At 60.2% G+C, this 13,577-nt stretch carries 11 protein-coding genes; 3 read left to right on the top strand and 8 right to left on the bottom strand.

All coding sequences use genetic code 11. The features are described 5' to 3' along the window. Window positions 1-124 precede the first annotated feature (124 nt). The 4 genes from garD to kdgD form a co-directional block, all read right to left on the bottom strand. Window positions 125-1,678 carry a galactarate dehydratase gene (gene garD, locus BJ917_RS24310; RefSeq protein WP_096513464.1) on the bottom strand — a complete coding sequence of 518 codons (1,554 nt, stop codon included), beginning with the start codon at window positions 1,676-1,678 and terminating at the stop codon, window positions 125-127. Window positions 1,679-1,689: 11 nt separating this feature from the next. Further along, window positions 1,690-3,060 (bottom strand): MFS transporter, encoded by a 1,371-nt coding sequence (locus BJ917_RS24305; protein WP_121104967.1) that lies wholly within the window; start codon window positions 3,058-3,060, stop codon window positions 1,690-1,692. A 151-nt stretch (window positions 3,061-3,211) separates the two neighbouring features. Next, window positions 3,212-4,651, bottom strand: coding sequence for an aldehyde dehydrogenase family protein (locus tag BJ917_RS24295; RefSeq protein WP_121104965.1), 1,440 nt, complete (start codon window positions 4,649-4,651; stop codon window positions 3,212-3,214). 60 nt (window positions 4,652-4,711) lie between these two features. Then, window positions 4,712-5,623, bottom strand: a complete 912-nt coding sequence (gene kdgD / locus BJ917_RS24290) for a 5-dehydro-4-deoxyglucarate dehydratase (RefSeq protein WP_060542957.1) — start codon at window positions 5,621-5,623, stop codon at window positions 4,712-4,714. A gap of 236 nt (window positions 5,624-5,859) precedes the next feature. Here kdgD and BJ917_RS24285 point away from each other — a divergent pair, with 236 nt between their 5' ends. Then, window positions 5,860-7,161, top strand: a complete 1,302-nt coding sequence (locus BJ917_RS24285) for a phospholipase (protein ID WP_121104964.1) — start codon at window positions 5,860-5,862, stop codon at window positions 7,159-7,161. Window positions 7,162-7,175: 14 nt separating this feature from the next. Then, window positions 7,176-7,367 (top strand): hypothetical protein, encoded by a 192-nt coding sequence (locus tag BJ917_RS24280; RefSeq protein WP_096513469.1) that lies wholly within the window; start codon window positions 7,176-7,178, stop codon window positions 7,365-7,367. A 134-nt stretch (window positions 7,368-7,501) separates the two neighbouring features. Here BJ917_RS24280 and BJ917_RS24275 read toward each other — a convergent pair whose 3' ends face one another. The 4 genes from BJ917_RS24275 to BJ917_RS24260 all read right to left on the bottom strand — a co-directional run bounded on the left by BJ917_RS24275 (window position 7,502) and on the right by BJ917_RS24260 (window position 12,068). After that, window positions 7,502-8,251, bottom strand: a complete 750-nt coding sequence (locus tag BJ917_RS24275; RefSeq protein WP_177409555.1) for a FadR/GntR family transcriptional regulator — start codon at window positions 8,249-8,251, stop codon at window positions 7,502-7,504. 176 nt (window positions 8,252-8,427) lie between these two features. Further along, window positions 8,428-10,155: an ABC transporter ATP-binding protein/permease gene (locus BJ917_RS24270; RefSeq protein WP_096513470.1), complete on the bottom strand. Its 1,728-nt coding sequence runs from the start codon at window positions 10,153-10,155 to the stop codon at window positions 8,428-8,430. A 97-nt stretch (window positions 10,156-10,252) separates the two neighbouring features. Continuing rightward, entirely contained in the window at window positions 10,253-10,813 is a 561-nt protein-coding gene (locus BJ917_RS24265; RefSeq protein ID WP_096513471.1) for a response regulator transcription factor, read from the bottom strand. Beyond that, complete coding sequence (locus BJ917_RS24260; RefSeq protein WP_096513472.1) at window positions 10,806-12,068, bottom strand: ATP-binding protein; 1,263 nt, start codon at window positions 12,066-12,068, stop codon at window positions 10,806-10,808. Before BJ917_RS24260 ends, BJ917_RS24265 begins: the two co-directional genes overlap by 8 nt. Window positions 12,069-12,399: 331 nt before the next feature. Here BJ917_RS24260 and BJ917_RS24255 point away from each other — a divergent pair, with 331 nt between their 5' ends. Further along, window positions 12,400-13,116 (top strand): SIMPL domain-containing protein, encoded by a 717-nt coding sequence (locus tag BJ917_RS24255; RefSeq protein ID WP_121104962.1) that lies wholly within the window; start codon window positions 12,400-12,402, stop codon window positions 13,114-13,116. Window positions 13,117-13,577 lie beyond the last annotated feature (461 nt).

Here is a 13,577-nt window from a genome sequence, read left to right as displayed (position 1 = left end):
CCGTCATCGCGGCGGTGCGACGATTCGACAAGCCTTGCTCCCACAGGATCGGGTCATACACGGAAGATGTGTACGACCCGATCCTGTGGGAGCAAGGCTTGCCCGCGATGCAGGCGATTCGGTATCAGGTGATAGGCGCCGGGTTGAACAGGGTGATGTCGTTATGCAGCTTGTGCCGCTCGGCCCAGGTCTGTTTCTTGCCGCTGGCCACGTCCAGGTAGTAGTGGAACAACTCCCAGCCGAGGTCTTCGATAGAAGCGCGTCCGGTGGCGATGCGCCCGGCATCGATGTCGATCAGGTCCGGCCAGCGCTGTGCCAGTTCGGTCCGGGTCGAGACCTTCACCACGGGCGCCATGGCCAGCCCGTAGGGCGTGCCGCGACCGGTGGTGAACACGTGCAGGTTCATCCCCGCCGCCAGCTGCAACGTCCCGCAGACAAAGTCGCTGGCCGGGGTCGCGCAGAAGATCAGGCCTTTTTCCTTGAATCGCTCGCCAGGGCCGAGCACACCGCTGATCGCGCTGCTACCGGATTTGACGATCGACCCCAGGGACTTCTCGACGATATTCGACAACCCGCCCTTCTTGTTGCCCGGCGTGGTGTTGGCGCTGCGATCCGCCTCGCCCTTGGCCAGGTAACGGTCGTACCAGTCCATTTCCCGCACCAGTTCCTGGGCGACTTCCCGGGTTTGCGCACGCGAGGTCAGCAAGTAGATGGCGTCGCGCACTTCGGTCACTTCGGAAAACATCACCGTCGCGCCAGCACGCAGCAACAGGTCCGAGGCATAGCCCAGGGCCGGGTTGGCGGTGATCCCGGAAAACGCATCGCTGCCACCACACTGCATGCCAAGGATCAGCTCGGACGCCGGCACGGTTTCCCGACGGCGTTGATCGAGCTTCTTCAAACGGGTTTCTGCCAGCGCCATGATCTGCTCGATCATCTCGGTAAAACCGTGGCTGGAATCCTGCAGGCGATACAGCCACGGCTCGCTCAAATCCACCGAGGCATCGTCCTCGTGCATCACCTGCCCGGCCTGTAATTTCTCGCAACCCAGGCTGATCACCAACGCCTCGCCACCCAGGTTCGGGTTGCGCGCCAGGTTGCGCACGGTGCGGATCGGGATGTAGGCGTCGGTGGCGGTAATCGCCACACCACAACCGTAACTATGGGTCAGCGCCACCACGTCATCGACGTGCGGGTACTTGGGCAGCAACTCGTCCTTGATGCGCTTGACCGCGTGATCCAGCACGCCGGTCACGCATTGCACAGTGGTGGTGATGCCCAGAATATTGCGCGTACCAACGGTACCGTCGGCGTTGCGATAACCCTCGAACGTGTAGCCTTCCAGCGGTGCTTGCGCGGCCGGCACTTCGGTGGACAGCGGCAGGCTGTCCAGCGGTGGCGCGGTCGGCATGCGCAGTTGATCTTCCTTGACCCAGCTGCCGCGTGGAATCGGCTGCAAGGCGTAGCCAATGGTCTGGCCGTAACGAATTACCTGGCCTCCCTCGGGAATGTCTTCCAGGGTGATCTTGTGGCTCTGTGGCACGAAGTCCACGGTCACCAGGCCATCCGAAAACTCGGTGCCGGCCGGTACGCCCTGATCGTTGACCACGATCACTACATTGTCCCGCTCGTGCAGGCGGATGTAGCGCGGCGAGTCGGAATGTTCAATCAACTGCATGACGCCGCTCCTCAGGAATGCGCTTGAGACAATTTGTTGTTCGTTTCAGGACCGCTGACCGGCGGCTCCTTGAGCACTACACGCTTGATCGGACCCACGATGACCAGATAGCTGAACACCGCGACCAGAGCGTTGCAACCGACAAACACCAGCGCCCATTTGAACGAACCGGTGGAGCTGATGATGTAACCGATGACGATCGGGGTGGTGATCGAAGCGAGGTTGCCGAACATGTTGAAAAGACCACCGCTCAAACCGGCGATCTGTTTCGGCGATGTGTCGGACACCACGGCCCAGCCCAGCGCACCCACGCCTTTGCCGAAGAACGCCAGGGCCATGAAGCCCACGACCATCCATTCGATATCGACGTAGTTACAGGCCACGATGCTGCTGGAAACCAGCAGACCGGCAATGATCGGCGCCTTGCGGGCGAAGGTCAGGGAATGGCCCTTGCGCAGCAGGTAGTCGGAAATCACCCCGCCGAGCACGCCACCGATAAAGCCGCAGATCGCCGGCAACGAGGCAATGAAACCGGCCTTGAGGATGGTCATGCCACGCTCCTGCACCAGGTACACCGGGAACCAGGTCAGGAAGAAGTAAGTAATGCCGTTGATGCAGTACTGGCCCAGGTACACACCGAGCATCATGCGGTTGGTCAGCAGTTGGCGGATGTAGTCCCATTTCGGACCGTCGACTTTTTTGCCTTTGCCCTTGTCCTGGTCCATGTCGACCATGCCGCCGTTGTCGGCAATGTGCTTGAACTCGGCATCATTGATCATCGGGTGCTGGCGCGGGCTGTGGATAACCTTGAGCCAGATCCCCGAGAAGATCATGCCGATCACGCCCATGACGATAAACACGTGCTGCCAGCCGAAGCTGTAGACGATCCAGCCCATCAGCGGCGCGAACAACACGGTGGCAAAGTATTGCGCCGAGTTGAAGATCGCCGAAGCCGTACCGCGTTCAGCGGTCGGGAACCAGGCCGCCACAATCCGTGCGTTACCGGGGAAGGATGGCGCTTCGGCCAGGCCCACCAAAAAGCGCAGCATGAACAGCGCCACCACCGCCGTGGACAGGCCGAACTCACCGACATAACCCTGCAACACGGTGAACAGCGACCAGGTGAAGATGCTCAATGCATAGATTTTTTTCGAACCGAAACGGTCCAGCAACCAGCCACCGGGAATTTGCCCGGCCACGTAGGCCCAACCGAATGCCGAGAAGATATAGCCGAGGGTGACCGCGTCAATGCCGAGGTCTTTTTGCAGGCTGGAGCCGGCGATCGCGATGGTCGCCCGGTCGGCGTAGTTGATCGTGGTCACCAGAAACAGCATGAGCAGGATCAAATAGCGGACGTGAGTCGGCTTCTGGGTCGATTGCATGTAGATGTACTCCCACTGATTATTTTTATGCGGGGTGAATCTTTTTTGGTCTTTTTGTGGGAGCTGGCTTGCCAGCGATGCGGATACCTCGGTCGTTCAGTTGCACCGCGGTGATGCCATCGCTGGCAAGCCAGCTCCCACAGGTATTGCGTCAGGAGCCGATGTAGCTGGTTTTCACGACCGTGTAGAACTCTTGCGCATAGCGGCCTTGCTCACGTGACCCATAGGATGAGCCCTTACGCCCACCGAACGGAACGTGGTAATCCACGCCGGCTGTCGGCAGATTGACCATCACCATCCCGGCCTGGGAGTGGCGCTTGAAGTGGTTGGCGTACTTCAGGGACGTGGTGGCAATGCCCGCCGACAGGCCGAACTCGGTGTCATTGGCCATGGCCAGCGCAGCGTCGTAATCGGTCACGCGGACAATGTTGGCGACTGGACCGAAGATCTCTTCGCGACTGATGCGCATCGACGCTTCGCTGTCGGCAAACAGGGTTGGCGCGAGGAAGTAACCCTCGGTGTCACAGGTCACCAGGCCGCCACCACTGACCAGGCGCGCACCTTCGGATTGTCCGATGTCGATGTACTTCATGTCCTGTTCAAGCTGCGCCTGGGAGACCACCGGACCGATGTCGGTGCCCGTCTTCAACGCGTGACCGACCTTGATCGATTTCATGCGTTCGGCCATGGCTTCGACGAACTTGTCGTGAATCCCGGCAGTGACGATCAGGCGGCTGGAGGCCGTGCAACGCTGGCCGGTGGAGTAGAACGCGCTCTGCACCGACAACTCGACCGCTTGCTTGAGGTCGGCATCGTCGAGAATGATCTGCGGGTTCTTGCCGCCCATTTCCAGCTGAACTTTGGCCTGGCGCGATACGCAGCTGACCGCGATCTGACGACCCACGCCAACGGAACCGGTGAAGCTGATGCCATCGACTTTCGCGCTGTTGACCAGTGCTTCGCCCACCACGCGACCGCTGCCCATCACCAGGTTGAACACACCCGCCGGGAAGCCGGCGCGGGAGATAATGTCTGCCAGCGCCCAGGCGCAACCCGGCACCAGGTCCGCAGGCTTGAGCACCACGCAGTTACCGTAGGCCAGGGCCGGGGCGATTTTCCACGACGGGATGGCAATCGGGAAGTTCCACGGGGTGATCAGACCGACCACACCCAAGGCTTCGCGAGTGACTTCAACGTTGACGCCCGGACGCACCGACGGCACGTAGTCACCGGACAGGCGCAGGCATTCACCGGCGAAGAATTTGAAGATGTTACCGGCGCGGGTCACTTCGCCGATGGCTTCGGGCAGGGTCTTGCCCTCTTCCCGAGCCAGCAGGGTACCGAGCTCTTCGCGGCGAGCGAGGATTTCTGTGCCGACTTTATCCAGGGAATCGTGACGCGCCTGGATACCAGACGTGGACCATGCCGGGAACGCGGCACGGGCGGCGTCGATGGCAGCGTTGACCTGGGCCAGGTCAGCCTTGGCGTAGTCGCCGATGGTGTCACTCAGTTCCGACGGGTTGATGTTGGCCGAGTAATCGGCACCGGCGACCCATTCACCGTTGATGTAGTTGTCATAGCGCTTTGTCACGGGATGCACTCCTCACGCAAAAAGCCGCTGACTGCTCAGCGGCTCTGGTTATGTCGGGATTTACTGCGCGCCCTGCTTGTCGATCAGCGCGGCGAGCATTTCGTACTCTTCGCCGGTCAGATCGGTCAGTGGCGCACGCACCGGGCCTGCGTCATAGCCGGCGATTTTGGCCCCGGCCTTGACGATGCTCACGGCATAGCCGGCCTTGCGGTTACGGATGTCCAGGTACGGCAGGAAGAAGTCGTCGATGATCTTGCCGACGGTGGCGTGATCTTCACGGGCGATGGCGTGATAGAAGTCCATCGCGGTTTTCGGGATGAAGTTGAACACCGCCGAGGAGTAGACCGGCACGCCCAGCGCCTTGTAGGCCGCGGCGTAGACTTCGGCGGTCGGCAAGCCGCCCAGGTAGCTGAAGCGATCACCGAGGCGGCGACGGATCGACACCATCAACTCGATATCGCCCAGGCCATCCTTGTAGCCGATCAGGTTCGGGCAGCGCTCGGCCAGGCGTTCCAGCAAAGGCGCGGTCAAGCGGCAGACGTTACGGTTGTAAACCACGACGCCGATGCTGACCGATTTGCACACGGCCTCAACGTGGGCGGCAACGCCGTCCTGGCTGGCTTCGGTCAAGTAGTGCGGCAGCAGCAACAGGCCTTTGGCGCCCAGACGCTCGGCTTCCTGAGCGTATTCGATGGCTTGACGGGTCGAACCACCAACACCGGCCAGGATCGGCACGCTGGTCGCGCAGGTGTCGACGGCCGTCTTGATGATTTCCGAGTATTCGCTGGCCGCCAGAGAGAAGAACTCACCGGTACCACCCGCGGCGAACAGCGCCGAGGCGCCGTATGGGGCCAGCCATTCAAGACGCTTGATGTAGCCAGCGCGATTGAAATCGCCCTGGGCATTGAAATCGGTCACCGGGAAAGACAGCAGACCGGAGGAGAGGATGGACTTCAGTTCTTGTGGATTCATTATTCGAACACCCTGGGTTGCGACGTTTGTGTGAGAAGACTGTTCAGCCTGCGCCGAAGTTGTAGGTCATCGTACAACTTAAAATACAACCGTCAACTGCATTTCATCACTCGTCGCCATTTTTGCTTCGGAAAAACATTTCCTTGACGTAGGAAGTTTCTGATCTATGATCCAGACAACTGTATATACATACAGTTAAATATGAAGCATACCGACGACATATCAAGGAGATAGAAATGTCAGGTCTACACACACAACCGCAGGAAAAAACCAGGCACGTCCTTGCCACGCTGGATGATCTTTTTACCGAGCAGGGTATTGCCATCACCGGTAATGACTCGTTGGTTCTGCGTATTGGCGAGCATCACACTCACCCGTCCAGGCCTCCCGCCTCCGCGCCTGGAGAAGCCCTGAAAAGCAAGCCACAGCTGAGGTTCGAGGGCGGTGAGCATACCGCCATCGGCGACAGCACCCTGCTGCGTTTCGTCAAGGATGCGCCTGCCATCCCGGCTTCGCAGGTCGAGCTGCATCTACCCAATGGCCTGGCGCTGAGGTATGGCCAGGTGGTTGCGCTGGGAGGTGATTTCTACGGAATTCCCGATCAGCCGATCAGCGAAGGCACGACAGCCGCCGATCGAATCCAGCGCTTCGCCAACGCCTTCAATTCCCTCGCGGTACTGCCCGCTGCCAATGCCGAGGCCAAACAAATCCTCGCCGTCATGCAGAAGGAAATCGCCGCCGTCAATCAGGCGATCCGGGATGGAAAACAGGCCCATGAGGCTTACGACACGCTGGGAGATACGTTGTCGGAAGAGTGGAACAAGATCACCGGTGGCGGCAGTTTCGTCTCGGCCCTGTTCCCGCTTGGCCGTTATCTGAAACTGGCGGCCAACAACAGCGATCATTTTGCCGAAGGGGCACTGGCAGCCTACGTCGCCGGACATACGGCGGCATTGCAGCAAGCGCTGCTGGCAAAAGACAGCGGCGATGAGCGGTTGCTGGAACTGGCCTACGCGATGAACGCGTTTGCCGACCATTACCTGACTGACCTGTTCTCCGCCGGCCATTTGCGCGTGCCGCGCAAACAGTTGGCAGCGGTGGTCACGCCCAGCGACCTGGGCTCGTTGATTACCCGTTTCATGCACGACGAAGACAGCAAGTTCGGCCTCAACGTGCGCAACGGCGATGGCGACCAATGGCGTGCCTACGGCGACAAGCGTTATTTCGACGCGATCGACAATGCTAACCGGGCGCAGGTCAATCAAGCGGTTCAGGTTTCTGCGGACGAGATCTTTGCGGCGTATCTGAGTGGCATTACCCCGTCGCCGGGCAGCTTTGCTGCGTTGAAAAAGCTCCCCGACCTGCAAGCGGCACTCAACCCGACAGGCAATTTCTCGCCGCTGTTCAAGGTCGATGGCAACAAGGTGCTGCGACGCAAGGATGTGAACAATCTGAACGACACCGCCACCATCGATGACTGGTGGGGCTGGAGCACCTACCTGCTGCTCAAAGACTACAACCCCACTGGCAATGTCTGATCAGGAGATCAAGAATGACTATCAAATTGAAACTGCAACTGGCCTCTGGCGAATCAATGAAGGGTGCGCCGCTGGAGTTGTTGGCCTGTGGGGTACCGATTGCCCAGGGAGTTGTGGATGAGCATGGGACGGTGGCATTCAATGCCAAACCCGGGACTGGCGAGTTGGCCGTGAGGGTGGATCGTTCGACTCTCACGACTGCCTGAAGTCACTGCGTAGCGGCCTCTGCCCCAATCGCGAGCAAGCTCGCTCCCACAAGGTTCTGTGTGCGATCACCTGTGGGAGCGAGCCTGCTCGCGATAGCGGTCTTACAGACTTTAAATCACTTGGATCAGAACACTTACCCCCGCTGCGCCTCGGCCTCTTCATGGGCGTGGCGCAGCCGCTCACGACTGTTCGTCAGGTGCAACCGCATGGCCGCTCGCGCAGCATCGGAATCCTGGCGGGCGATGGCGTCGTAGATTTCTTCGTGCTCGCGGCTCAGGCGATTCATGTAGTGCTGCTGGTCATCATGGGCCAGCCGCGCGGAGTTGAGTCGGGTGCGCGGGATAATGCTGGTGCCCAGGTGCGTCATGATGTCGGTGAAGTAACGGTTGCCGGTGGCCAGCGCGATCTGCAGGTGGAACTGGAAGTCCGAGGCCACGGCATCGCTGGCGTGGGAGACACTTTCATTCAACGCATCCAGCGCTGCACGCATCAACCCCAACTGCTCGGGGCTGCGGCGTTGTGCAGCGAGACCGGCGGACTCCACTTCCAGGCTGATACGCAACTCCAGAATCGCCAGCACGTCACGCAAGGTCACCACGGTGGCCGGGTCGATGCGGAAACCGCTCGGGCTCGGCGTGTCGAGCACGAAGGTGCCGATGCCGTGGCGGGTTTCCACCTGCCCCGCCGCCTGCAAACGTGAAATCGCTTCGCGTACCACGGTGCGGCTGACGCCATGGGCGTCCATGATCGCCGACTCGGTGGGCAACTTGTCGCCACGCTTGAGGTGACCGTCGCGAATCTGTTCGGACAGCACCGTCACCAACTCCTGAGCGAGGCTGCGGCGCTTGCGAGGGAGGCGTGGTACGTCGTTCGGGTTTTCCATGGTGAACATCTGTCTCGAAAAATTCGGCTGAAACCGCATCATAGCTCAACGCAGTTGTACGATCACCTTCGCCCTGTAGGAGCAAAGCTTGCTCGCGATGGCCGTTACACTTTTCCGACTGGAGACCGTGTCATCGTTCATCGCGAGCAAGCTTTGCTCCTACAGGGTTTATGGTGTTATGCGGTCACGGCCTGGTCCACCAGATGGCCGTTCTCGATTCGAACATGCCGAGGATGGAAGCGCTTGAGGCTGCTGCGATGGCCGACGCTGACGATGCTCAGTCCCGGCAGCTCGTCGATCAGCGCCTGGTACAGCGATGCTTCGTCCTCTTCATCCATCGCCGATGTGGCTTCGTCCATGTACAGCCATTGCGGCGCATACAGCAGGGCGCGGGCAAAGGCCAGGCGTTGCTGCTCACCGGGTGACAGCATGCGCTGCCAGTGATTGGCTTCGTCCAGGCGTGGCACCAGGTGCGGCAAACGGCAGGTTTCCAGGACGTGCACATAGCGCTCGTTCAGGTAGGTATCGCCGGCTTGTGGATAACTCAAGGCATCACGCAGCGTGCCGATCGGCAGATAAGGCTTTTGCGGCAGGAACAGATATCGCGCCGCCGGCAGGCGAATGCTGCCGTGGCCCGACGGCCACAGGTGCCCCATCGCTCGCAACAGGGTCGACTTGCCACTGCCGGAGCGGCCGCTGAGCATGACGCGCTCGCCCTCCTCCACGGTCATGTCGGCATTGGTCAGCAAATGGCGACCGTCCGCCAGGTCGAGGCCAAGGTTGTGCACTTTCAACGCATCACCTTGATTCTGTACATCGATGGCCGGAGCACGCTCTTCGTTGTCGGCCATGGCCTGGCGGAAGCTCAGCAGACGATCACAGGTGGCGCGCCATGAGGCGAGGTTCTGGTACGCGGTGATGAACCAGCTGAAACTCTCCTGGACGTTGCCGAACGCCGAGCTGATTTGCATCAGCTCGCCAAGTTCGATCTTGCCGGACAAGTAACGCGGCGAAGCGACGATGAACGGAAAGATGATGGCGGCCTGACTGTAACCGGCAGTGAAGAAAGTCAGGCGTTTGGACACCTTCATGATGTCCCAGAAGTTATGCCAGACCATCCCGAAGCGACCGCTCAAGCGACGATGTTCGTTCGGCTCGCCGTTGTACAGCGCAATGCTTTCGGCATTTTCGCGAATCCGCACCATGGAGAAACGCAGGTCCGCTTCGAAGCGTTGTTGTTGGTTGTTCAGGCCGATCAAGCGACGACCGATCAAATGCGTCAGCCAACTGCCCACCGCGGCGTACACCAGCACGCACCAGAACATGTAGCCGGGAATGGTGAAACCCCATACCTCAATACTGCCCGACACGCCCCACAGAATGATCGAGAACGACACCAGGCTGACAATGTTGCGAAGTAAACCAATGCCCAGTTCCAAGGTGTTCGAGGTGAAGTTGTTGAGGTCTTCGGAAATCCGCTGGTCCGGGTTATCGGTGTAGCCCCCCTGCTCCAGCCGGTAGTAATTCTTGTCGGTGAGCCAGCGGGAAAAATACGTCTCGGTGAGCCACGCCCGCCAGCGGATCGTCAGCATTTGTGTCAGGTAGAGCCGATACACCGCACCGACAATCGCGACGGCTGCAATCGCGCAGAAGTACAGGATCAGCCGCCAGAATGCCGCTTCGTCCTTCTGTTGCAGGGCGTTGTAAAAATCCTTGTACCAGGTGTTGAACCACACCGAGATCCCTACGCTGATCAGCGACAGGGCAATCACCGCGATCAGCAGCGACCAGGCCTTGACCTTCTCCTCACTGCGCCAGTAAGGCGTGATTATCGCCCAGACTTTGCGAAAAAACTGCCCGCGCACAGCATCGTTGACCGCGGAGTATTCAGCGTTCTGATTCATGGATAAGGCTCGATAAAGAAAAGTACAGGCACGAACCGATCATAGATGATCGGTTCGGATTGTCGCGAGGAGCGGCCAGCATTCGTTCAGCGCAGGTTCAGCGACGAACGGGACGCTTCTGCAGTTTGCGCTGCAGCGTGCGGCGGTGCATGCCCAGGGCACGGGCCGTGGCGGAGATGTTGCCTTCGTGCTCGGTCAGCACACGCTGAATGTGTTCCCACTGCAAGCGGTCCACGGACATCGGGTTTTCCGGCACCAGGCTGTCGAGATCGGCGTGTTCGGACAGCAGCGCGGCCAGCACGTCGTCGGCGTCGGCGGGTTTGCACAGGTAGTTGCAGGCACCGCGCTTGATCGCTTCGACGGCGGTGGCAATGCTCGAATAACCGGTGAGGATCACCACGCGCATTTCCGGATCCATTTCCAGCAACTTGGGCAGCAACACCAGGCCCGAATCGCCGTCCATTTTCAGATCCAGCGCGGCGTAGTCCGGCAGATCGTTCTGGGCAAGGGCCAGCCCCTCTTCGGCAGAACCGGCGGTGCTGACGCGAAAGCCGCGGCGAGCCATGGCGCGGGCCATCACCCGGGTAAAGGTCGCGTCGTCGTCGACCAGCAGCAAATGCGGCAGTTCTTCGCCTTCAACCTGGATATCGTCACTCATGTTGGTCTCCTCGGGCGCCATGGGGCAGGCGCAGCTCGGTGAGCGTGCCGCCTTCCTCATGACTATAGAGTTTCACTGAGCCGCCGGCGCGTGTCACGCTCGCCTTGCTCAAAAACAGGCCCAGGCCGAAACCTTTGCCCTTGGTGGTAAAAAACGGCTTGCCGATCTGTTCGGCGATGGCCAGCGGCACACCGGCACCGTGGTCGCGGATACTGATGGTCAAGTCCTCGGCATTCCAGTCCAGGGTCACTTGCAGCCCTTCTGGACAGGCATCCGCCGCGTTGTTCAGCAAGTTCAGCAGGGCCTGGGTCAGGTCCGGCGGCGGCGCCATGCGCGGCACCGTGCCCTGGCCCAGGCGCTGGAAGCGATAACTGGCTTCCGGACGCATCAGGTGCCAGCGATTGAGCGCTTCATCGAGCCAATCGGTGACGTCCTGCATCTCCACCGCCAGACGGCGATTGGCTTCGGCGGCGCGTACCAGATGCTGCAAGGTCTCCTTGCACAGCTTGACCTGATCCTGCAGCACGCTCAGGTCGTCCTGCAACAGCGGGTCATGATGGTCCTGGCGCATTTCCTTGAGCAGAACGCTCATGGTCGCCAGCGGTGTGCCCAGCTCATGGGCGGCGCCCGCCGCCTGAGTGGCCACGGCCAGTAATTGCTGATCGCGCAGGCCCTCTTCGCGGCGGATCGCCCGCAGCTCCTCCTGACGGCGCAATTCTTCGGCCATGCGTGCCGCGAAGAACGTGATCACCGCAGCCGCGAGGGCGAAACTCAGCCACATCCCGTACACCTGCAGGTTTTCCCTGGCGATCGGGAAGGTCTGCAACGGATAGAACCGCGCCAGCAGCAGGGTGTACATCGTCAGCGCGATGCCCGACAGAATCACCGAATAGCGCCACGGCAAGGTCACTGCCGCAATGGTCAGCGGCACCAGGTAATAGGAGACGAACGGGTTGGTCGAGCCGCCGGAGAAATACAGCAAGGCGCTGTGGATAAACAGGTCGCAGGCCAGTTGCACGGCGTATTCGAGCTCGGTGACCGGCCAGGTGGTGCGCAGGCGAATCGCCGTGAACGCGCACAACAGCATCGAGCAGCCGAGGGTCGCCGCCAGTTGGAACCAGGGCAATGGCAGCAGTTCGAGCCAGTAGGCCAGGCCCACGGAACCGGCCTGTGCGGCCAGCACCAACGTGCGGATGAATGTCAGCCGCCAGAGGTTCTGGCGAGTGGCGGAAGTGATTTGAACGGGGGCGAGCATGAGCTCTCCTGATGAGCGCTCCAGGCGGATCGCAGGGAGTATAACCAAGCACGAGGACTGACAGGCAAAAGTGCGGCAAACCGCCACATGCCTGGAACCTGTCAGATTGTCATCGCGGGCAAGCCTTGCTCCTACAGGTCCGAGTCGCCCACAAGCTTCAGGCACGCCTCGGGCCTGTAGGAGCAAGGCTTGCCCGCGATTGGCCGTGACGCGGTTAAATGCCATACATCTGTATAGAAGTTGTAACTGTGCGAACCGGATCATTGAAGCTAGAGTCTGATGGTTTCACGCAGGCCCGGACCATTGCCTGCGCACCCTCCAAGGAGCTTTCATGCACACATTCCGCCGCAGCGCCGCCCTCCTCGCCCTGAGTGCCGGCACGCTCGCCAGCCTCCCGGCCCTGGCTGCCGACGAACTTCATTACAACCAGATTTCCCTGCGCGCCGAAGTCAGTCAGGAAGTGGCTCGCGACCTGATGATCGTGACCCTCTATACAGAAGAACAAAACACCGACCCGGCCAAACTCGCCGCCGACGTCAGCACCACCATGAACAAGGCGTTGGCCCAGGCCAAGCAAGTCAAGGACATCACCCTGCGCCAGAGCAGCCGCAACAGCTACCCGATCTACGACGCCAAGGGCCAGAAAATCACCGGCTGGCGTGAACGCGCCGAGCTGCGCCTGGAAAGTACGGATTTCGCCGCGCTGTCGAAGCTGACCGGGGAACTGCTCACCGACCTGAAGATGGGCGGCATGGACTTCGCGATTGCCACGCCAACCCGCAAGGCCAGCGAAGACGCCTTGCTCAAGGACGCCGTGACCGCCTTCAAGGCCCGCGCCCAACTCGCCACCGACGCACTGGGTGGCAAGGGCTACAAGATCGTCACCATGAACCTCAACAGCAACGGCTACCCGCAACCATACATGCGCGCACCGATGATGATGAAAGCCGCCGGCATGGACAGCGCCCCCGTGACGCCGGAAGTTGAAGCCGGCACCAGCCAGGTCGGCATGACGGCCGACGGTTCGATTGAAGTGTTGATGCCTTGAACCGATAATCTCCGTGCAAAAAAAGGCGATCACCCCGGTGATCGCCTTTTTTTTTGCAAACAGCGTCTATGCTGAATCCGGGAGGGGCAGTCAAACCCCGGAAAACGACATCAGTTGCACTTGGTAGAACCCATGACCATCAACCCATTATCGGTGCAACGATAACCACTCCCATTCACCCTCTACACACCCCCACAGGGCGGGGTATACATAGGTAACACCGCGCCCCACCCGCGGGCAGCCCACACCGCGCACGCACCATAAAAGTGCGCCAGTTGCACTGCAAAAATGCCGCGCAAACGGTCAAATGCGTCAACATTTATACAAATGCGACATTAAGGTACGTTCGTGCCACCGTTTAAGGCTTGTAGTCGCTCTGGATCTTGCATTGGGTATGGGCCCTGCATAAGTATCCGCAGGCACGACTCACGAGGTCGTCCTCAAAATCAAAAAATGACAAC

It is taken from the genome of Pseudomonas sp. WPR_5_2 (assembly GCF_003634475.1).
Taxonomy (GTDB): domain Bacteria; phylum Pseudomonadota; class Gammaproteobacteria; order Pseudomonadales; family Pseudomonadaceae; genus Aquipseudomonas; species Aquipseudomonas izuensis.
This window is presented reverse-complemented; position numbering and strand designations above follow the sequence as displayed.